The organism is Photobacterium sp. CCB-ST2H9 (genome assembly GCF_023151555.2).
Taxonomy (GTDB): Bacteria; Pseudomonadota; Gammaproteobacteria; order Enterobacterales; family Vibrionaceae; genus Photobacterium.
The window spans coordinates 2,129,391-2,151,105 of sequence record NZ_CP100425.1; the positions used below are offsets into that span (position 1 = coordinate 2,129,391).

General features: G+C 52.0%; 15 protein-coding genes. 5 read left to right on the forward strand and 10 right to left on the reverse strand.

Features of this window, described 5'->3' with window-relative positions; genetic code table 11:
* Window positions 1–45 precede the first annotated feature (45 nt).
* The 4 genes from L4174_RS09985 to L4174_RS10000 all read right to left on the reverse strand — a co-directional run bounded on the left by L4174_RS09985 (window position 46) and on the right by L4174_RS10000 (window position 4,485).
* Complete coding sequence (locus L4174_RS09985) at window positions 46–492, reverse strand: globin (RefSeq protein WP_248140618.1); 447 nt, start codon at window positions 490–492, stop codon at window positions 46–48.
* Between the two features lie 155 nt (window positions 493–647).
* Window positions 648–1,472, reverse strand: a complete 825-nt coding sequence (locus tag L4174_RS09990; protein ID WP_248140619.1) for a tetratricopeptide repeat protein — start codon at window positions 1,470–1,472, stop codon at window positions 648–650.
* 320 nt (window positions 1,473–1,792) lie between these two features.
* Window positions 1,793–2,845 (reverse strand): hypothetical protein, encoded by a 1,053-nt coding sequence (locus L4174_RS09995; RefSeq protein WP_248140620.1) that lies wholly within the window; start codon window positions 2,843–2,845, stop codon window positions 1,793–1,795.
* A gap of 299 nt (window positions 2,846–3,144) precedes the next feature.
* Window positions 3,145–4,485, reverse strand: coding sequence for a PLP-dependent aminotransferase family protein (locus L4174_RS10000; protein ID WP_248140621.1), 1,341 nt, complete (start codon window positions 4,483–4,485; stop codon window positions 3,145–3,147).
* A gap of 265 nt (window positions 4,486–4,750) precedes the next feature.
* Here L4174_RS10000 and L4174_RS10005 point away from each other — a divergent pair, with 265 nt between their 5' ends.
* Window positions 4,751–5,650 carry an NAD(P)-dependent oxidoreductase gene (locus L4174_RS10005; protein ID WP_248140622.1) on the forward strand — a complete coding sequence of 300 codons (900 nt, stop codon included), beginning with the start codon at window positions 4,751–4,753 and terminating at the stop codon, window positions 5,648–5,650.
* 3 nt (window positions 5,651–5,653) lie between these two features.
* Window positions 5,654–6,436, forward strand: a complete 783-nt coding sequence (locus L4174_RS10010; RefSeq protein WP_248140623.1) for a TSUP family transporter — start codon at window positions 5,654–5,656, stop codon at window positions 6,434–6,436.
* A 111-nt stretch (window positions 6,437–6,547) separates the two neighbouring features.
* Here the strand turns inward: L4174_RS10010 and mukB are convergent, their stop codons facing one another.
* From mukB to cmoM, 4 genes are read right to left on the reverse strand one after another with little or no spacing between them, the layout of a single operon-like run.
* Window positions 6,548–11,011, reverse strand: a complete 4,464-nt coding sequence (gene mukB / locus L4174_RS10015) for a chromosome partition protein MukB (RefSeq protein ID WP_248140624.1) — start codon at window positions 11,009–11,011, stop codon at window positions 6,548–6,550.
* Window positions 11,011–11,739 carry a chromosome partition protein MukE gene (mukE, locus tag L4174_RS10020; protein ID WP_248140625.1) on the reverse strand — a complete coding sequence of 243 codons (729 nt, stop codon included), beginning with the start codon at window positions 11,737–11,739 and terminating at the stop codon, window positions 11,011–11,013. The genes mukB and mukE overlap by 1 nt, the downstream gene beginning before the upstream one ends.
* Complete coding sequence (mukF, locus tag L4174_RS10025) at window positions 11,720–13,048, reverse strand: chromosome partition protein MukF (protein WP_248140626.1); 1,329 nt, start codon at window positions 13,046–13,048, stop codon at window positions 11,720–11,722. The genes mukE and mukF overlap by 20 nt, the downstream gene beginning before the upstream one ends.
* A gap of 55 nt (window positions 13,049–13,103) precedes the next feature.
* Complete coding sequence (gene cmoM, locus L4174_RS10030) at window positions 13,104–13,898, reverse strand: tRNA uridine 5-oxyacetic acid(34) methyltransferase CmoM (protein WP_248140627.1); 795 nt, start codon at window positions 13,896–13,898, stop codon at window positions 13,104–13,106.
* Between the two features lie 117 nt (window positions 13,899–14,015).
* Here cmoM and elyC point away from each other — a divergent pair, with 117 nt between their 5' ends.
* Together elyC and L4174_RS10040 are read left to right on the forward strand one after the other, a co-directional pair.
* Window positions 14,016–14,828: an envelope biogenesis factor ElyC gene (gene elyC, locus L4174_RS10035; protein WP_248140628.1), complete on the forward strand. Its 813-nt coding sequence runs from the start codon at window positions 14,016–14,018 to the stop codon at window positions 14,826–14,828.
* Window positions 14,829–15,089: 261 nt separating this feature from the next.
* Entirely contained in the window at window positions 15,090–16,478 is a 1,389-nt protein-coding gene (locus L4174_RS10040; RefSeq protein WP_248140629.1) for an L-cystine transporter, read from the forward strand.
* A 96-nt stretch (window positions 16,479–16,574) separates the two neighbouring features.
* On the opposite strand, the gene L4174_RS10045 is transcribed toward L4174_RS10040, so the two are convergent.
* Complete coding sequence (locus L4174_RS10045; RefSeq protein ID WP_248140630.1) at window positions 16,575–18,362, reverse strand: sigma-54-dependent Fis family transcriptional regulator; 1,788 nt, start codon at window positions 18,360–18,362, stop codon at window positions 16,575–16,577.
* Window positions 18,363–18,630: 268 nt separating this feature from the next.
* Here L4174_RS10045 and L4174_RS10050 point away from each other — a divergent pair, with 268 nt between their 5' ends.
* Entirely contained in the window at window positions 18,631–20,151 is a 1,521-nt protein-coding gene (locus L4174_RS10050; RefSeq protein WP_248140631.1) for an aldehyde dehydrogenase family protein, read from the forward strand.
* Window positions 20,152–20,232: 81 nt separating this feature from the next.
* On the opposite strand, the gene L4174_RS10055 is transcribed toward L4174_RS10050, so the two are convergent.
* Window positions 20,233–21,540: a serine hydrolase gene (locus L4174_RS10055; protein WP_248140632.1), complete on the reverse strand. Its 1,308-nt coding sequence runs from the start codon at window positions 21,538–21,540 to the stop codon at window positions 20,233–20,235.
* Window positions 21,541–21,715 lie beyond the last annotated feature (175 nt).

Consider the following 21,715-nt stretch of genomic DNA (forward strand, 5'->3'; position numbering starts at 1 on the left):
TATTCGCCCGAGAAGATGAAGTCTAAAAATTTCCGGCGTCACACTTTAGTATGATGGAAGTCGTGTCATTTCTGCAGCCAGTGTCAGTTGCACCATGACATAACGTTTAAACACTTCATCATAAGGTTGAGCATCCAGTGCATACTGCATGCAATCAAGCCAGGCTTGCTTTTCTGCGCCGTTCAGACGGAGTCGTTTGGGGTTCGCCGACAGATAGCGCCGGCCGTTTGCTTTACTGTATAACGGCGTTTCTCCGGTCATCCAGATCGTGAAAAAAGAAACAAGAGAGGCCCGGAACTCTGACAGATCTTCAGGATATTTCTGACGGATACCGCTCGCTTCCGAAATTGCATCCAATGCATTGCAAAATGCATCAGCAAGCAAACCGATGCCCGCTTCTCCGCCGACAGCCCGCATGCGGTTTTCACCGGAGGAATAATCTTTACTGTCCAGACTGACAATGCCTGAAATATCGCGTTCTGGTGGTATCACAACAGCAAGAATCCCGAAAATCATCCATGTATTGATTATGTGTCAGCTGCTGTGAATTTCTGTATTTGAAATGGGAAAAAGAAAGCCTTCACAACGGGTGAAGGCTTGATATTGCATAACAGGAGAAGAATGATTGGCGTTATGCGAAAAGGGAATTACAGTGAAGCACTGTAAATCGTCTGATTTTGCTGATACAGCTTCAAACGCTGTGTGAATTTCGCAATTCGCTGTGCCTCAACATCCTGCTCCAGCTTATCCAGCGCAATTTGCTGGGCTCTGACAGCCTGTAGGAACTGACCGCAGGCAGCATATGCAGCGGCGAGGTTGTCGTAATCACCTGCATCAGGACTGGTTTTACTGATCACCTGTTTTGCCAGTTTCAGCGCCAGATGACCATCACGTGCTTTTTCATCTTTACAGGTTGCATACAACCAGACCAGATTACGTTTCGAATCCAGTGAACCGCCGTTCGATGCCTGAGTAAACCAGTGAATGGCTTTACCGCAGTCCACCTGACCATCCGCACCTGAGGCATAGAACATTCCCAGCTCTTCCATCGCCGGAATGTCACCTTCATTTGCGGCTTTCGTGTACCAGTGCACCGCCAGTTCGCTGTCCTGTGGCACTAACTGACCGTTCTTGAACAGATCACCAATCATGGTTTTCACTTCGGGCATATCCACCGAAGCCTGCTCCAGCCAGTACAGACCCTTCAGCGGATCCGCTTCAACTCCGCTTTTACCTTCCAGATAGGCGCGCCCCAGGAAAAGCTGCATATTTTTATCGCCTTCCTGAGCCTCCAGCTCTACGTACTTCAACGTAGACTCCAAATGATTTGTTGGCTTCGTTGTCACAGATGCCTGTGCCGGGTGAATACCGTACCCGAACACAGCCAGACCAAGCACTGAACTGAATGCAAATTTTTTGAAAGAAGTGAGTCCGTTCGATGCCGGTGAAAGCAGTTTGCCACTGAATGTCATAGCTGTTTCTCTTTGTTTCCAATACGCGATGCAGAAGGAATGTAATGAATCGGAGGTTAAAAAACAACCAGCAAAATCTGGGCAGGAAGGGATGAAAACAGCGACATTTGCGACAAAAATCACAAGAATCAAAGAGTTGATATCCAACGATTCAGATAATTTTTGCGCAAAAATGAGATATTGATCTTGCTACAAAAGCTAAAAACTCACATGTACAGCATGATCATCTGAGTGTTCAGGGAGTATTCAGTGTACGCCCCAACAGCAAACCGGCCAAACAAAGTTGGCCGGTTGGTTCGGTTCATGCAACAGCAGCAACTTTAATTCATTGAATCATAAAGGTCGTAGTTACCCGACGCATTATCGGTGACTTCAACATCATACTTACCATAGCCGGAGAACTCAGGGATCGCATCGTCTACATCACACATGATTTCGAAGTCGTAATACCCTTTCGGAATACTAGACATGCCGTAAGAGTATGTACCGTCGCCGTCATCATTGGCCATGGTAATGTAGTCTGGATCACCACCTGAACTTGGTCCTTCAGAATCTGACTTGAACAGATAAATCAGCTTCATTGCATCTTCGACACAAGCCGAGTCCAGCACGTCCCCCACAATATCGACCGCATCGAGCTTATTGACCAGCCACATCCCCTTGCCGGTCAGGCCATACGCGCCGTTGTCTTTCATTTCCAGTGCGCTGTACGGGTCAATCATCATGGAATAGGTTTGCGGATAACCATATTTGTCTTTCAGGTTAAAGCCGGCAAATTCCAGCTTACCGCCCAAATCGACCGCTTTGTAATCGCCGTCATATTCCTGCACATAGGAATAAGGACTGCCTGAGCTGATGTCCACATCACCGTCAAAGTCGATGTCGAAACCACCATAGGTGCCCTGATCATTAATTTTCAGCGTCACGCTGACATAATCATCGACCGGTAAACCGACGCCTTTCAGCAAGTACACCAGATCATTACTCATGTGCAGCAGATCGACCAGTACCATGCCCTCGGGCAATGCATCTTTCACAATATCGGATGGCGGCACGCAATCCGGATCAGATTCCAGAGCCTGCTGAATGACCTCATTGGTGTATTCAATAATATTGCCGCTGCTTCCTTTCAGCTCCAGACCCGTAATCGCCAGACAGACTTTACGGGGGCCATCATAACCGTTGCCCGGATTGCTCGGGTCAGAAGGATCGCCTGGATCCGTATCCGGGTTCTCCGGAACCTCGATGGTGACAGGTACTTCCTGCTGACCATCAGAGTCCAATGGTGTATTCGCAGCATTGTCCGCACTGCCTGAATCACTACAGCCCGCCACTGCCATCATAGCGAGCATTAAAAGAATTATATTTTTCATGTCATTACCCCTACGACAAAACTGAATGAATCGTTTTTCTACACTCAATCACGGCCGCCAGGCTTCGCTTTAGTATTGAGTGATTAGTCAGATGGCCGACTCCAACACTAAAATTCTAGGCACTCAGTCACAGCGAAAAGCGCTATCGTCAGCGACACTAACGATTGAGAAAGGGGTCTTAGGAACAAGACAAAATTGGGAACAAAAAAAGTCAACGGCTGTGGATAAACAATGAGAATTCAGATGAAGTGAGCAACGGCCCTCAATACTGAGGGCCGGTACAGGATGGAGAATAAACGCTAGAAATGAAACAGGGTATTGATTTCAGACTGCAGTAACTGGTCGAGTTTACTTAAACCCTCTTCCAGCTTCTGATCAGAAGAAACTGACATCAGAGATAACCGGATGTGATCAGATTCTTTTGAGTCCGGACAAAAATAACTGCCGCTGCTGACAATCAGATCCCGGCTTTTCGCTTCCATCACAAAGCGCTCGGCCCGCCAGCCATCCGGTAAAGGCAGCCAGATATGATATCCGTGAGATGTTGTATAAGGCACACTCAGGACCGACTGCGCAATCTGCTGCCGCTGTCTGGCAATTTGCTGCTGCAGCCCGGCCACATGGAAGGCGCTGCCATTTGTGATCATCTCCGCAGCAGCAATATAGTTGATAGGTGAAGACAACCAGATATTGGCCCGGATATGAGCATTCATGGCGGCCACCTGACTGTCCGGAACTTTGATAAATCCGCAGCGTAATGCAGGACTGATCGCTTTCGACAAACTGGTGATATGGAAAGATTGCTCGGGGATCCAGTTACAAATCGCCGGTATCGTCTCACTGTTCAAGAAAGCATAAACGTCATCTTCCACCAGCCACACATCTGATGCTGTAATGACGTCTGCTATCTGCTTCCGGCGTGCTTCAGGCATCGTCACTCCTGTCGGATTCTGATGTGAAGGGATCGTGACCACCAGCTTCGGTTTATCATGCCTGATGACAGCTTTGAGATGTTCCGGCAGCATGCCTTCATCATCCATGTCGACGCCGACGACCCGCCGTCCCAGCAAACTGGCAATCGCCAGAATCCCGGGGTAAGTCAGCCTTTCAACCGCAATCGTGTCGCCGGGCTTTGTCAGCGCAATAATCAGCAGTGACAGCGCATTCTGCGCCCCATCCACCAGCAGCGTATTTTCTGGGGTTCCTTTTTCCAGCCCGTAGCGGGCCGCCCACTGGACACCTGCAGCACGGTGCGCCTGATGGCCGGAAAATTCTGTATAACCGATCAAATCGGTACTCAGTTTGTTTGAAGCCTGTGTGAACGCCGCCTGTAGCCAGGGCAGACTCTGTGCCAGACAGGGCTGAAGAATGGAAAAGTTATAGACGGTTTCAAGGTCTGGTGCCTGAATCACCTGATCCAATTCAGTGTTCCCTTTTACAAAGGTGCCCCGCCCTACGAAAGATTCCACGTAGTTTTTTTCGACCAGCAGTTTATAGGCTTTCGCCACTGTTGCGGGGGTTGTTTCCAGTTCTTCAGCCAAATCACGATGCGTTGGCAGTCTTGAATTCGGCGGGTACTGACCACTGTCAATTCTCGACTCTATTGCACTGGCAATCTGCCTGAACTTGTTTTCACTCACGCCCAAACTCCATGAGGTGACCATCTGATTTCAAAGCTCCTTAGTTTAATCACGATTAAAATAATTTGATACCCACATATTGACATATGTCAATTGAATTCATTAAAGTCACCCCGTTGCGCAAATTACATCATGTCATGATCCAACAACGCCACATGCCGCTTTCATACAGTCGGGAACAGCTGAGGCTGTTGTCAGTGCGCTTGGGTTTGACATATATCATTTAAACCATATTGACCCAGAATCTGGGGGACGGGAGAGAATCATGGAAGGAAACAAAGTCGCATTTATCGGTTTAGGCGTGATGGGCTACCCAATGGCCGGGCATTTGTCCCGCGCCGGTCATCAGGTCACTGTGTATAACCGCACAGGCGAAAAAGCTGAGCACTGGACCCGGACATACGCCGGACAATCGGCTCAGACACCGAAGGAAGCAGCTCACAACAGCGATATGGTGTTTGTCTGTGTGGGGAATGATGACGATGTCCGGAGCGTTATCTATGGCGAGACCGGTGTACTCTCTTCAATGAAACCGGGCAGTATTTTAGTCGACCACACCACAACATCGGCTCATTTAGCCACTGAACTCGCCCGGGCCAGTAAAGAAAAAGGCGTCCATTTCATCGATGCACCGGTTTCCGGAGGTCAGGCGGGGGCTGAAAACGGCGCGCTCACGGTGATGTGCGGCGGTGAAGCCACGGTTTATGACCGGGTCGCTGAAGTGATCCGTGCCTACGCAAAACATGCTGTGCTGCTGGGCGGTCACGGACAGGGTCAGCGGTGCAAGATGGTGAACCAAATCTGTATTGCCGGTGTGCTGCAAGGTCTGAGCGAAGCCCTGCTGCTGGCAGAAAAGTCCGATCTGGATATCACGCAGGTCACCAGTGCACTGACGCAGGGGGCTGCAGGCTCCTGGCAAATGGCAAACCGTGCCGTCACCATGGCAGCGGATTCCTTCGACTTTGGCTTTGCCATTGACTGGATGCGCAAAGATCTGCTGATTTGTCTGGAAGAAGCTGAGCGCAACGGCCTGGCGCTGCCGATGACACAGGATGTGAATCAACGCTACCAGCAGCTGATCCAGCAGGGTCTGGGCCGCATGGATACCTCCGTCCTGATTCAGTCGTACAAAACCTCATCCGCCTCGGTTCATGAAGAAGGGTAACCAATGGATCTATTCCTGAACGACTTCTCTTTGTGGATCATTGGTGCTTTAATGCTCGCCGCACTGGCCGCCGGATTTATCGACAGTGTTGCTGGCGGCGGCGGGTTGCTCCTTGTGCCTTCATTCATTCTTGCGGGTTTACCCCCGCAAGTCGCACTGGGCCAGGAGAAAATTGTCAGCACCTTAGGCACCATTGCAGCCATTCGTAACTTTGTGCAGAACCGGAAAGTCATCTGGACTGCAGTGGCAACCGGTATCCCAGCCGGACTCATCGGCGCTTATGTCGGCGCACAGGCCATTTTGTACTTTGACCCGGATACCATCGGCAAAATTATTCTCGCCATGTTGCCGGTTGGGGTTCTGCTGTCCTTTCTCCCAAAAAAAGAGACCGTCGATGCTTCACAGCCGGTTAACGCAACCGTATTGCTGCTCGGTGTTCCGATCGTCGTCTTTATCATTGGTTTTTATGATGGTTTCTTCGGACCCGGAACAGGCAGTTTTTTGATTCTGGCGCTGCATTACATGCTCAGATTTGATTTGGTCTCTGCCTCAGCGACCTCGAAGCTGTTTAACTTTTCATCCAATATCGGCGCACTAATCGCCTTCATGATTTCAGGCAATGTGCTGTACCTGCTGGCTGTCCCCTTAGTGCTGATGAACCTGCTGGGTAATCATTTAGGCAGTGCATCCGCCATGAAATATGGTCCCGGGATGGTTCGCAAAACCTTGTCCCTGTCGCTCACGCTTTTGATGTGTTCTCTGGGATATAAGTTTCTGATGGCCTGATCCGCTGTCGGCACTGTCCCTCAAAATCATCTGTTCTGACCCCTGCTCTTTCAGGCATAAAAAAACCAGCATGTTTCCATGCTGGTTTTCTCACTTGCCGATGAAACCTGATCAGGCCGGATCCAGTTCCAGTTGCCGTCCGGTTTCCGCCTCAATGGTTTTCGGTTCCTGACCAAAACCACGCAGGCCGACGACATGGACGTGTTCACGATCTTTAAAGATCTTCCGCACCAGCTTGTAGGTCGTCCCCTTCTCCGGACTGATGTTTTCCGGTGCTGCAATTAGCAACTGCATGTCCAGACGTTCACACAGCTCGAACAGGGTGGCAATTGACTTGGCATCCAGACGCGCTGCCTCATCCAGGAACAGCAGACGGCACGGGATGATATCTTTCCCGCGCAGACGGCGGGCTTCTTCTTCCCAGCTCTGCACAACCATCAGCAGAATCGCCTGGCCTGTACCAATCGCTTCACCGGTCGACAGTGCACCCGACTCGGCCTGCAGCCAGCCATCCGTACCCCGGTTAACCTCGATGCTCAGCTCAAGATAATTCCGGTAATCCAGCAGCTCTTCACCCAAGGTCTGCGGCGAACGCTGACCCATATCAATATGCGGGTTCAGACGCTGGAACAGCTTGGCAATTGCTTCAGAGAACGTGAGTCGGTTATTTCCGAACAGATCCTGATGCTGCTCCTGCTGCTCAGACAAACCCGCCAGCAATGCTTCGTGAGTTTCGCGGACATTGACGTTCAGACGCACGCCTTTCACCTGACCAAAGCTGATATTCTGCAGGCCCTGGTTCAGCATCTTGATCCGGTTCTGCTCACGCATGATGGTCTTGCGGATAATGTTCGCCACGCTGTCTGAACTGATCGCCAGACGTTTTTCACGGGCAGTCAGCTCTTCCGTCAGACGCGCCAGTTCCACTTCCATCTCTTCGATGGCTTCCACCGGATCATCGGTACGGATAATGTCGTGACGGATCCGCTCACGCAGGTGCTGATACACGGCAATATAGAAGAGGACCTTACGCTCCGGACGGGAAACATCTTCCGACTGACGCAGCGCATCGCGCAGGGTCTCATTATCCGAAACGGCCAGACGCAGTGCACCCAATGCTTTATCCGACAGCGAACGCAGCTCATCAGCACTCATGTACGCCATTTCACGGCGGTGCAGACGACGTTCGACATCGCTTTCACGTGCCAGACGCAGGACCGCACACCAGCCTGCTTTAGTGTTCACCACCAGCGTACGCAGGTCGGCATAGTCTTTCTCAACCTTCCGCAGACGCTTCACCAGCCCGCGCATTTCCAGTTCCAGCGAAGTGGTCGCTTTTTCCAGTTCACTGCGACGGTTGCGTGAACTGTGCAGGCGCTCATGCAGTTCGTCACGGCGCAGACGGGCGCGTTCTTCCGCTTCCACATCCGCACGGACACCCAGTTCCTGCAGTTCTCGTTCAAATTCCTGAACCGTCTCCAGCTTCGCCTGATGCGAACTCTTCAGCGAGGCCAGCAACTGGTTGTACTGGTTATTCTGCGTCTGCGACTGCTTCAGGTTTTCACGCTGACGCGTCCGTTCACGTTCTGCCGCTTCAAGTTTCGATTTGAGCTGTTCGTTCAGCTCAGAGCTCTTGCTCAGCAGCTCAACCGCGTCGGCATAGCCAAAGTGGTGACGGCGCTCGACCAGATCCGACAGGGCAAAGATCTGACTCTTCAGCGTTTGCAGCGCCTGATCGGCTTCCTGGTATTCGCTCTGCATCGCATCGAAACGCTCCGGGTCAGCATCCAGTGCAGACACCAGACCTTCCAGTTCATCCAACGCTTTACCGTGACGCTCCAGATAATGACGTGCTTCGTCGATTTGAGACAGTTGCTGCTCAACCTCTTCCAGTCGTGCTGCCAGTGTGTCATCTTCCAGCATGCCCACGACAGGCTGCAATTTCGCCAGCAGAGACAGACCTTCACGCGCTGCCGTCAGTTGACTGCGCTGCTGTTGTTCGGTCGCTTCGGTATCACCCAGCTGACGCTGAATCTGATTCCGTTGCTCGCGGGCCACGCGAATAGCTTCTTCCGGATCCGCATCAAAAGCGACGGCCAGATGACTGGCAACAAAGGCATTAAAGCTCTGATACAAACGCTGCAGTTTCTGTGCATCAAAGGATGCCTTGGCGTGATCTTCAACAACCTGATCCCGTTCTTCACGCAGTATTTCCAGACGCTGTTCACGTGCCGCGCGGCCAAACAACGGGACTTTCGGGAAACGTGAATAACGTAACTGTTGTTCGTTCAGCTGAACACAAACGGCGCCTTCCAGCTCATCAACCACAAAGCTGCTGTCGTCAAACGAATCGGCATCCCCTTCGATGATATAAAGATCATCCGGGCAGTCATCCAGCTCCGCCAGTTTTTCACGCACCGCCTGCAGATCCTGAACAACGATCGCATGACGGGCCGGACCATACATGGCACTGAAATACGGCGCATCATCAATGGTAATGTCATCATAAATTTCAGACAGCAGAGTGCCGCCAAGCACTTCCGCAATCACACGCAGACGTGAGTCATCACTCCCGCCCGGCAGCGCCAGACGCTCAATTTCATGCTCAACGTCCTGCTTGCGGATCGCCAGTTTGTCACGGGTATGAATCGCTTCACGCTCGGCTTCCAGCGTCTGATGCATGGCTGTCATCACCGCCTGACTGTCATACAGATCCTGACCGGACTGCTCCGCCAGTTTTTCCAGCGCATCACTGGCTGCAATCCAGGCTGGCGCCTTGCCTTCCAGCTCTGTCATTTGCTGGGACAGCTGCTGCTCCTGACGGCGCAGTTCACTGCGTTTTTCCACCAGTTCAGACTGGTTTTGTTCCAGACTTTCCAGCGTGGCTTCGTGGCGGGCCTGTTCTTCTGCCAGTGCAAGTTCACTATCCAGTTCAACCGCAAAGCGTTTGGTATAGGTATCAGCCAGCTCCTGCGCCTGACGCTGGTGTCGCATATTGCGTTCCAGATCGCGGTATTGCGCACTCAGCTGCTCGCTGCGCTGGGCAATCATGCGCATCTCACGGCCGGTAGCCAGCAATTCACGGGCTTTCTGACCGGCTGAAGCGCGATCCACGGCACCGGCAATGGTGATCACCAGTTGCAGACCTTTCTCAAACTGCTGTGCCGCAGCCGCTGACATATCCAGTTTGTGTTTCAGCGCCAGCAGAGCGGTCGTTTTCCCCTCTTGCTGCTGCTTTAAATGGCTCAGCAGTTCATTGGCATTGTCTTTATCCAGCTCAGTATCGCCGGTAATCGCGCGGGCTTTCTCCAGTGCCTGAACCGCCTGCTGATATTGAAGTGCACGGGTTTGCTGCGTGTCCAGCGCCTGCTGGTAATCGGCCAGCTGAGACTTCAGGCTGTCCACTTCTTCTTCACTCAGCATGGCCTGTTCTTCGACCATCGCCAGCTGCTCTGCCGCTTCCTCGACAATCATCACCTGCTCTTCCAGGCGTTCTGTCAGCTCGAGCAGATCGTCACGATAGCGCTCAATTTTTTCCTGCTGACGAACCGCCGTCTGAACCAGTTGCAGGTGGTCAGAAGCGGCCTGATGATCCTGCTCTAGTGCACTTTCGTTGTCTTTCAGCTCGTCCAGTTCCTGCGACATATTGCTGAACACCTGCTGCTGATCAATCAGCGTATTGCGAGAACCCAGCAGTTCGCCACGCAGGTTCAGCGTCTGCTCCAGTTTGGAGCGGCGCTCATTGGCATGACGCATATAGTCCGCAGCAACATAGTTGGTTGCTTCGGTGATTAGGTGCTTGAACAGATCGCGGTCATTCTGAGTGACTTTGATCGCTTCCAGTGTCATGCGGTTTTCACGCAGCGCCGCTTCCATATCCTGGAATGCTTTTTTCACGCCGGAGTTATGCGGCAGCAGGTAGTCGCGCAGAGAACGGGTAATTGCACTGGAAATACCGCCGTACAGAGAGGCTTCAATCAGACGGTAGAATTTTGAGCGATCCGTGCTGTTGCGCAGTTTCTTCGGCAGCACACCAAACTCAAACATCTGAGTGTGATAGTCCGTAACTGAGCTGAAGGTTTTAAACTGCACGCCTTCATACTGAGAAACCGCGTCTTTCACTTCATTGAGCTGACGGATCCGCGCCTGATTCTCAGACAGGGTTTCCATCAGCACATCCGTTGGTTTCACCGCTGCCGGCAGCCCCTGAATCAGGAAAGGTTTGATATCGACTTTCTTATCCCGGCCCGCGACCTGTTGCAGCTTCACTGCAAAAATCACGCGCTGGTTTTTCGAGTTCACCACATCCAGTGCTGAATAACAGGCGCCCGGCTTCAGCTTACCGTGCAGACCTTTGTCACGGGAGGCAGACGAACTGCCCGCTTCTGTGGTATTCCGGAAATGCAGCAGGCTCTGATCCGGGATCAGAGACGTGATAAAAGCGGCCATGGTGGTGGACTTACCCGCACCGTTACCGCCGGAAAGTGTGGTCACCAGTTGGTCAATATCAAAGGTACGGGCAAAGAAGCCGTTCCAGTTGACCATGGTCAGAGACTGATACTTACCGCGCTCCATCAGGCTTGCTCCTCCTGCTCCGTTTGTTCTTCGCTTTCTGAATCCTCGCCCTGCATTTCATCAATCAGGCTGGATTGTGTTGGTGGCTGCTGATGCACCACGGCTTCACCGTCGCGGATCAGGCGCAGCTGGGCTTCACGAATGTCTTCGCTGGTCCGCACATCCGCACCAAAGCGGAATACGGCTTCGCTAATCCGGAATTTACCGGAATCACCCAGCATAATGACCATCCCCAGACGACGCATACGGCGCAGAGAGGTTTTGACTTTGTCGAACAGCTTTTCGCGATCCAGGTCTGAACCCGTAGCACGGTTGGTCACCAGCTTCATCAGCTTCTTTTCGTCTGCCAGTGACAGAAGTTCATCAAAGAGTTCCTGATTGGTGAAGATGCCTTCATGCGCCAGTCGTTCCGGGCTCAGGTACAGGAAACACAGGACTTTGCCCACCAGCATATCCAGTTCAGACAAAACCGATCGGCTGATCAGAGATGTTGAGCGCGGACGCAGGTAAAAGAAACCTTCCGGTGCGCGCACCAGTTCCGCGTTATAGCGCTTGTAGAACAGCATCAGGTCCTGCTCGAATTCCAGCAGGAACGCATGGTTATCCAGATCTTCGCTGGAAACATGACGACCAGAGCGCAGGGCGTTATCCAGTGCCGGAAACAATGGGTTGGCGATGGCCTTTGCCAGATTCTCTGGCATAAATTCTTCAATATTTGTCAATGACATTGGCTTGTACCTTGGCTCCGTAGTCGTTGATCAGTTCCCAGTCAGGCTGGATGGCGGTGAAGTCAGACTCTGAATAGCCTAATCTCACGGCCTGATCGACAATAATACGAGCTAAATCAAAATGTTGAGCATGCGGATGCTGGGCCAGATACTCCCGGATCACAGAACCCAGATTGATCGCAGTTCCCTGTGATTTATGGATATCCAGCATGGCGGCAATTTTTTCGGAGAGCTGATCATTGACCTGACTCAGTTCTTCAAATTCCACCGAATCAGGGACGATCCCGGTCACTTCGTCATCACGCAGGACCAGTTCCTCATCACGCATATCCAGCAGACGCTCGGCGTCCGCATAAGTCAGCTGCCAGGGCGCATCAAAAAATTCTGCGACAGACTGGCGCAGGCGCTGACTGAAGGCCCTGTTTTTATCCATATCGATAGCGGTACGGATGAACTTATGCACATGACGGTCATATCCGATCCACAGGTCTATCGCCTGCTGCCCCCAATTAATAATGCGGTCCAGCTTGGCTTGCAGGGAATACACCATGCCGTCGATATACGCCAGATCCAGCTCAGGTTCGGAAACGACCGCATCCTGAATGGCCAGAAGCTGAGTTTGCAGTTGGTCTCCCGCCGCCTGAAGGGTATCCTGAAGTTCACGCAGGGTGCTGGAGGTTTCATTCAGCAGGCTTTCACAGTTCGTAATCGCCGCGCGCCAGTCCTGGTTCAGCAGCTCAGCAATGTCTTGTTTGACCTGCTGCTGTTGCTCGTCCATGGTGCGCTGGTTGAGATCAATCCGATCGAAAATCTCAGCGACTGAATATTTCAGCACCGCATAAACGTTCAATTTCCAGTGCTTGTCATCGCCGCCTTCATGGGCCGCGACCGCTGCCTTGTTCAATTCATCGGCCACCATGGCAAGCTGAATCGACAGCTTCATCGATGAAAACTCACGATGGCGTGAGTAATAATCGGCAATCCCCAGCGCCAGCGGACTGAGCCGGTAAATATTTGCACCTTCGGTCATTTCGCTGGTAAAACGGGAAATCAAACGCTGACGTACCAGCTCATTGATTGCATTGTTGGCACGAAACACCAGGGTGTCTTTCGACTGGTCAAACAGATCGCTCACAATTTTGAACGCATCAACCAGTTCACCTTCCCCCAGCTCTTCATCCAGGCGCTCGCCGCTCAATACAGCAACCGCCAGTAAAAATGCCAGCCTTTCCGTGGACAGGTTCAGGGCGAATTCATGCTGTTTCACCCACGTCACCAGCTCAGGAACGGTCTGGGATTGGTCACTCATCCGTTGTCCTTATTTGTTAGATTTATTGCATGCAACAGACAAAGAAGTCATTTGCTTACTGCAACGGCTTTTGGGCGTAAACGTGAATATAGCGCCCCAACGATAAATACGGTTCCTGACGGCAGATTTTCTGCTCCATCGCCAGCAATTGTTCCAGACTGAATTCACCGACACGGCTGGTCCGCATATAGTCGTGAAAAGTCCGCACACCGGTTTTGCCTAAAATGTTAAAACCGCCTTCCGTGAGCCAGGCATACACCTCTTCAGGCTTCTGTGCCGATTGCGGCTGAAGCTTAAATCGTTTTCGGTGAGGCATGCCCTGTTCAACATGGGTCAGGTTGCCGCAAATCAGGTTCTTAAACATCAGGCCGTTATAGTTGTAAAACATCACGGAGATGATCCCGCCCGGTTTGACCTGATTCATCAGCGTTTCCAGCGCTGCGCGCGGGTCTGTCAGCCATTCCATCACGGCATGGAACAGAATCAAATCAACAGGCTCATCCAGATATTCATCGATCTGCTGTACCGGACAGTGAACCAGTCGATATTGCTCAAGCAAGCCATTTTTAGCAATTTCCTCGCGGGCCAGTTTCAGCATTTCTCCAGAAAGATCACATAAAGTAATCCGGTGACCCAGTTTCGCAATCAACTGCGAGAGCTGCCCCATGCCACCACCGGCATCCAGGACGTGCAATGATGCGCCCTGACTGGCCGAAGCCACGTCAAGGGTATGTAAAATCTGCTCCAAATCTTGCCATACGACAGTCTGACGGATCAGCCCTTTTGCTGTACCGTAGATGTTTTCTGAGAACTTTTGGGCTAAATCATCAAAATTTCGGTCTCTGATCACGTCAGTTTTCGTTATGATAGCGTTCTTGTCAGACGCTTATTGTGTCACAAGCTTTAGAGGAATAAAGGCTTGGAGCACGTTTTCAAGCTCAATTGCTGAAATTTCGGACGACCTGATATGTTTGAACTGAAAAAAATCTTGTCGGCTTTTCTGATGCCTCTGCCACTGCTGCTGATTATCGGTGTTACCGGTCTGATGGTACTTTGGTTTACACGCCGACAGAAACTGGCCTCCTGGCTGCTGAGCATCTCCCTGCTAGGTATTTTCCTGGTGGCATTCCAGCCTATCTCGACCCATCTGCTCAGACCGCTGGAGCGAGAATACAAAGGCTATATTCCATCCGGACAACCGGTTGATTACATCATGGTGCTGGGCAACAGTCATGTGGTCGACAAAGAGTTACCAATGACCTCGGAACTGTCCCGCGCTTCTCTGATGCGTCTGGCAGAAGCAATCCGCATTCACAACCTCTCTCCGGGCTCTAAAATTATCCTCTCCGGGTATGACGGCGGAACGGAGATCAGCCAGGCACGGATGATGGCGAAAGTCGCAACGGCCCTGGGCGTGAACAAACTGGACGTCCTGCTGCTTGAAACGGCCAAAGATACCTGGGAAGAAGCCTTCCAGGCCGCTTCGGTGGTCGGGAAACGAAGCCTGGTTCTGGTGACCTCTGCCAGTCACATGCCGCGCGCTATCACAGAATTTAAACTGGCAGGCCTGGACCCGATTCCGGCCCCGACCAATTTTCTGGCCAGCAATAAAATTCACCAGCCATGGCTGAAGTACGCGCCGAAAGCACAGTACCTCGAGCAGACCGAACGCTTCTGGCATGAAACCCTCGGCCAGTGGTGGCAAAAACTGCGTGACATGGCCGACAGCGCCGGTCCCGTGAATGTGGTTCAGCCTGTCTCTGAAGACACGACCGCCTGATCCCTTCAGCCCGACCAACTCACAGCCAGGTACTTCCTGGCTGCTCCTCCCCAAAAAAGCGCTTTTTTACTTCAACTTGAACATGAATGCATCCATATTCTGTTTGGTTTTAACATGTTCCATTTTTGAATAGTCAAAGTAATGAGCAGCCATTTCTTCTGCGTCGCTTAATCCCTATGATGCAGGAAAATTTTATACAGTTCTGCGCACTGCCCTGTGCGACTTTCCATACAGACTGAACCCCTTTAAGTAGAGAGAAATATGTATCTGGTCATCAATCTGGCGATTTTTGCACTGCTGATCGCCTTGCTGGTTCAACAGCAGAAACGTGAGCAAACACTGTCCAAACGTGTGTTCACTGGCCTTGGGCTGGGTGTTGTGTTTGGTGCTGCACTGCAGTTTTTCTATGGTGAAGGGAATGACACCATCGCCACAACGCTGAAATATGTCGGCATTGTTGGTTCTGGTTATGTCAGCCTGCTGAAAATGATTGTGATGCCGCTGATCATGGTTTCCATTATTGCAGCCATTGTGAAAGTGAAAAACGCAGGCTCACTGGGCAAAATTGCCGGTCTGAGCATTGGTATCCTGCTGGCAACGACAGCGGCCTCTGCGCTGATTGGTATTCTGGTCAGCAACCTGTTTGGCCTGAGTGCCGAAGGCATTGTTCAGGGTGCCCGTGAAATTGCGCGTGGCGAAGCATTGCAAACGCGCCTGACCTCGGTTGAAACGCTGTCCCTGGCGGACATGATTATTTCTTTCTTCCCGGCCAATCCGTTTGCTGATCTGGCGGGCAGCCGCCCGACGTCTACCATCGCAGTCGTAATTTTCTCGGCTTTTGTTGGTGTTGCCAGCCTGACGGTTATCCGCACGCAGCCGGAACTGGGCAAGAGCCTGGAAACATTCGTCAATGTGGCACAGGAAGTGGTCCGGACGCTGGTACGTATGGTACTGGCGCTCACCCCGTATGGCGTGCTGGCCCTGATGACCAAAGTGGTTGCCGGTTCTAACTACAGCGACATCCTGAACCTGCTGAACTTTGTCGTTGCCTCCTACGTTGGTCTGGGACTGATCCTGGTGATGCACCTGCTGCTGGTGTCCGGCATTGGTGTCAACCCGATCCGCTTCCTGAAAAAGATTCTGCCAGTCCTGACATTCGCGTTCACTTCCCGTTCCAGTGCAGGCACCCTGCCCCTGAACATTGAAACGCAGGTCAAAAAACTGGGGAATGGCGAAGCTGTTTCAAACTTCTCGGCTTCATTCGGTGCCACCATGGGCCAGAACGGCTGTGCCGGTCTCTATCCTGCCATGCTGGCTGTGATGATTGCGCCAACCATCGGCATCAACCCAATGGATCCTGGCTTCATGCTGACGCTGATCGCAATTGTCACCATCAGCTCATTCGGTATTGCCGGTGTAGGCGGCGGCGCGACTTTTGCTGCACTGATTGTTCTGTCTGCGCTGGATATGCCGGTTGCACTGGCTGGCCTGCTGATTTCAATCGAACCCCTGATTGATATGGGCCGTACCGCCGTAAACGTGAGCGGTTCGATGACTGCCGGAACCATCACCTCCCGGGTACTGGGTCAGGCTGACCACAGCGTTTTCGAGCAGGATGAAGAAATCAGCGGTGAGCGCGTCAACGCTTAACGCTCAGAGCATGCTCTGAAACCTCTCCTAGAGAACAAAACAGCCCGGTCTTTTGGCCGGGCTATTTCTTGTCTGGCGTTTCTTTTTTGTCACTGACTACACCTGAATACCCAGCTTACGCAGACGGCGATACAGGGTATTGCGGCTGATACCCAATATCTTTGCAGTCCGGGAAATATTACCGTGATTGGCCTGATAGGTTTCCAGCAGCGTCCCGGAAATGGTCGCTTCCAGTTTTTTCACACCTTTGCTGATCTGACCCGCACTAGTTGCAGCCGGTAACTGAGCCGCGAAATGCTGCGGCAAATGTGCCAGCGTCAGTATAGAGTCGCCTTCTGCCAGTGCTGCGGCCACTTTCAGCATATTGTCCAGTTCTCGAATATTCCCGGGCCAGTGATATCCGGCCAGCCGGTCTGATAACTCAGAGCAAATCTGCAAGGTCGCATCACTGTATTGCAGCAAAATCGCCTCGATCAGTTCGGCTTTGTCCTGCCGCTCCCGCAATGGCGGTAAACAGAGAATCAAGCCATTGAGCCGGTAATACAAATCTTCCCGAAACTGCCCTTCTGAAACCGCTTGGGCCAGGTCTTTATGGGTCGCGGCAATAATCCGGATGTCCACTTTCACAGACTGGGTTGCCCCCACTGGCATCACTTCTTTTTCCTGCAAAACATGCAGCAGGCGGGTTTGGGCGGATAATGGCAATTCAGCAATTTCATCCAGAAACAAAATCCCCTGATCCGCCTGTCGGATCCGTCCTTGCTGCCCCTGTCGGCTGGCACCGGTAAAAGCGCCTGGCACATACCCAAACAACTCAGACTCAATCAGATTTTGCGGCAGCGCGCCACAGTTCACGGAAACTAGAGGGGCATGCCGTCTGGCACTGTGCTGATGGAGCTGTTTGACGAACTCCCCTTTCCCGACACCGGTTTCACCCAGCACCAACAAGTTAACGTCTTTATCAATCAGTTTACAGGCTTGCTGCCAGGCCAGTTCAACCCGGTCATCACCATGATGCAACGGGCAGGCCGGTGACCATAACTGACGAGATGAGATGCTGTTTTTTTTCTGTGCCGGTTTCATCATTTTCCGCTGAAAAACCAGTGGCAGGGCATGCCGGGTACTCCGCCGGGACGCCACCAGCGCATCAATATCACGGCCCAGCACAGGACGTTGACCCAGCAAGCGCTCGGCAACACTGTTATAAGCCAGAATCTTCCCTTGTTCATTGGCCACCAGAATGCCCTGCCAGCCGGTGTGCAACAAAGTCTGATCGCACGCCAGATCAATGCGTATGCTGGCTTCCGGCAACTGACACAACAACATATTTTCCACTTGTTGCACCATATGCTGAACAAACAGCCGGGTCTGGTCGGAGTGCACCTGCTGTTCGCTGGTAATATCCAGCACCCCAATCAGCTCACCAGACGGACTGAAAACCGGCCCTGCCGAGCAACTGATAAAACGGTGCTGGCGAATGAAATGCTGATCACCGACCACAGTAATGAACTGTTTTTCGGTGAGTGCATTGCCGATGGCATTCGTCCCTTTCAACCGCTCTTGCCAGCACACACCGGACTCAAGCGCAATGCCGGTTAATCGCTGCTCGAATCGGGACTGTCCCCAGGACTTGATAATCACCCCTTCGGTGTCGCCCAGCAGCAACCGGCTGTTGGTTCCGGCAAAAACCTGATTGAACAATGGCACCGCCTTATGTTCGACGGCTGCAATCAAATCAGCAGCATCTGAGCGACGCTCATCCAGCTGGGTGTGTTCCAGACGGATATTTTCAGGCAGCTGGCTCTCTCTCAGCCCGGCAATCTGGCATCGGTGCCATGATTCGGACAGCCAGTCGGCGGGATCCCGGCTTGCAAGTGTCGGCATGATCAAGTGTTCCATTTTGGGACAGTGTTCCATCCCTCTCTGAGAAAGAATGGAACACTGGCAGCGGACAACAGTTCAGCGCCCGAAGCGGCACCGTTTTTAATAATATTTGATTCATCATAGCTTTACATTTATTTAACAACAAGCCCGCCGCGTTGGCCCGCAACTTGCGTTGTGAATCGGGAAAGTAAACATCACCCTTTTGTCTATCGCATTGAAAAGACGGGTGATTCGTCAAGGTTTGAAACCACAGGAAAAGGATATTGCTATGATCTACGCTCAACCGGGTTCCGCTGACGCGCTCATCCAATTCAAATCCCATTACGACAATTACATTGGCGGTGCATGGGTCAAACCTGTCTCCGGCCAATACTTCGACAATGTGTCACCGGTCAATGGCAAGGCCTATTGTCAGGTTGCCCGTTCCGGTGCGGCCGATGTTGAACTGGCACTGGATGCGGCCCATGAAGCGCGAGCCAAATGGGCCACAACCAGTGTGACCGAGCGTTCCAATATTCTGCTGAAAATTGCCGACCGAATTGAAGCCAACCTCGAAATGCTGGCCATTGCAGAGTGCTGGGAAAACGGCAAACCCGTTCGGGAAACACTGGCTGCAGACCTGCCACTGGTGGTCGATCATTTCAGATACTTTGCCGGGTGTATCCGGGCGCAGGAAGGCACCGCCGCTGAATTAGATGCCAACACCGCCAGCTATCATTTCCCTGAGCCGGTCGGCGTGGTGGGTCAGATCATTCCTTGGAACTTCCCGATGCTGATGGCCGCGTGGAAACTGGCACCAGCCATTGCCGCCGGGTGCTGTGTGGTTCTAAAGCCCGCCGAACAGACCCCAACCTCCATTCTGGTGTTGCTGGAAACCATCGGTGATTTGATTCCGGCGGGTGTCGTGAACGTCATCAACGGCTTCGGCAGCGAAGCCGGTCAGGCACTGGCAACCAGCAAACGCATTGCCAAACTGGCCTTTACCGGTTCGACGGATGTGGGTCATCACATTCTGAAATGCGCTGCAGAAAACCTGATCCCGTCTACCGTTGAGCTGGGCGGGAAATCACCGAATGTTTACTTTGAAGACATTTTCGATCACGAAGATGCCTATCTGGATAAATGTGTCGAAGGTTTGCTGCTGGCCTTCTTCAATCAGGGTGAAGTCTGCACCTGTCCGAGCCGGGTTCTGGTGCAGGAATCAGTCTACGACAAGTTCATCGCCAAAGTTGTTGAACGAGCCAGTACCATCAAACAAGGCAATCCGCTGGATACCGACACTCAGGTCGGCGCGCAGGCATCTCAGGAGCAGTTCGACAAAATCCTGAGCTATCTCGAAATCGGCCGTCAGGAAGGTGCTGAAGTCTTACTGGGCGGTGATGTGGCAGTGCAGTCCGGCGAGATTGCTTCCGGCTATTACATCGCACCGACCATGCTCAAAGGTCACAACAAAATGCGGGTGTTTCAGGAAGAAATTTTCGGCCCTGTGATTGCGATTACCACCTTCAAGGACGAAGCCGAAGCACTGGCAATTGCCAATGACACCGAATACGGCTTAGGGGCCGGGGTGTGGACACGGGACGCCAACCGCGTTTATCGCATGGGCCGGCAAATCGAAGCTGGCCGGATCTGGGTCAACTGCTACCACGCCTACCCCGCTCATGCAGCCTTTGGCGGCTATAAGAAATCCGGGATTGGCCGTGAAACCCACAAGATGATGCTGGATCACTATCAGAACACCAAAAACCTGCTGGTGAGCTACGATGTGAATCCGCTGGGTTTCTTCTGATACCGGAAGATTCATATCAACCCAAACGCGACCGGAGGCAATACGCCTCCGGGATTGAATGAAATTCAGGACAATTTCCGGCTAGAACTTCTTCAGCATTTTCACCAGCTGATCGAGCAACGCGGCACGCTTTCTGAAATCTATAAAGAAGTTATTCAGCAACAAAACCAGCCCATCACCAGAATAAGGATCAATCATGACCCGGGATAAAATTCCCGGTCCGCCGCCGTCATGTCCCCAAAAAACTTCATTCCTGCCCCATGGGAATCGAAACCATCCCAGGCCAATAGCACTCCCGGTGAGTGGATCCAGACGCTGCATTTGCCATAATTGCTGCATGGTCTCCACTTTGAGTAAAGGCTGTGCCGCATGATTAGAAGGCAGAAAAGCACACAGAAAAGAGACCAGTGATACTGTTGAACTCCCGAGCAAGCCCGCAGCATTAAATGGCGAATCATATTCACATTGGGTAAAGGCATAATAGGCTTCGTCACGATTCATCTGTACTTCGACAGAACTCAGGTAACCTTTCTCTCTCATGGTATTGGTATAGACCGCCATGACAGGTGGCCGCGGGCTACGCTTCGCTTCGTAAGGTGTTATCAGCCGTTGTTGATCCAAGGTACTCGTAGTCCACGCCATGTCTGTGGCCGAGATGGGTTCAAAAATAAAACGACGAGTATAGAATTCAAAAGACATCTGGCTGACCTGCTCAATGAGGTATGCCGCCACCATCGCATTCAGATTTGAGTAGCCGGAAATCACACCCAGTGGATCTGCAGTCAACTGTGGGAAATCACCGGGCCGATAGGGATCAAACACTTTTTTCAGATCGGTTTTCAAACCGTCCGGGGCAATGTTTGTGTCGACCCAATCCTTTAATGTCCCTCCTTCTGCCGAGCAGAAAAAATCGGCCATACTGTCCGGCGCTGACGTCATCCTTCGAGTCGACAAAGAAGAACTGTGCGTGAGCAGATGATAAGGCGTAATCGGTGTTTCCGGATAATCAGGATTTCTCAACGGAAAGCCCAAATAACCACTGACATCACCATGCAGATCAACCTTGCCGTTTTCCACCAGTTGCATCAAGGCTGTCCAGGTGATCAATTTAGAGACTGAACCCAGTGACGGCCAGATACTATCCAGCGTTGCAGGCACGCCGCTATCCAAGTTTTGATAACCAAAACCTTTTCCCCAAACCATCTGGCCATTTTTGATCAAAGCGGCGCTAATTGATGCGGCAGGCAGATCCGTTAAAGCATCATTGAACATGTTGTCCAAAGCCTCCTTCGGCGTTTGCCCGGCATTGAGCCACCACGCGCCTGTGGCACCCGCAACACCGGCAATCACAGCACCTTTCAGTAAACCTCTCCGAGAAATCTTTTCCATCGTTAACCTGCATTTGTCGCCATATGAAGCGTCAGATTTGGGTAAAGCATCGGAGCAATCACAAGTCCAACACCGCCACCTGATAAGCAACTTATTTTATAACGAATAAAAAGGAGAAATCTGCACCATGAGTCACTGATGTGAAATCAGTTGCTAAGAATGGTTGTATATGAAT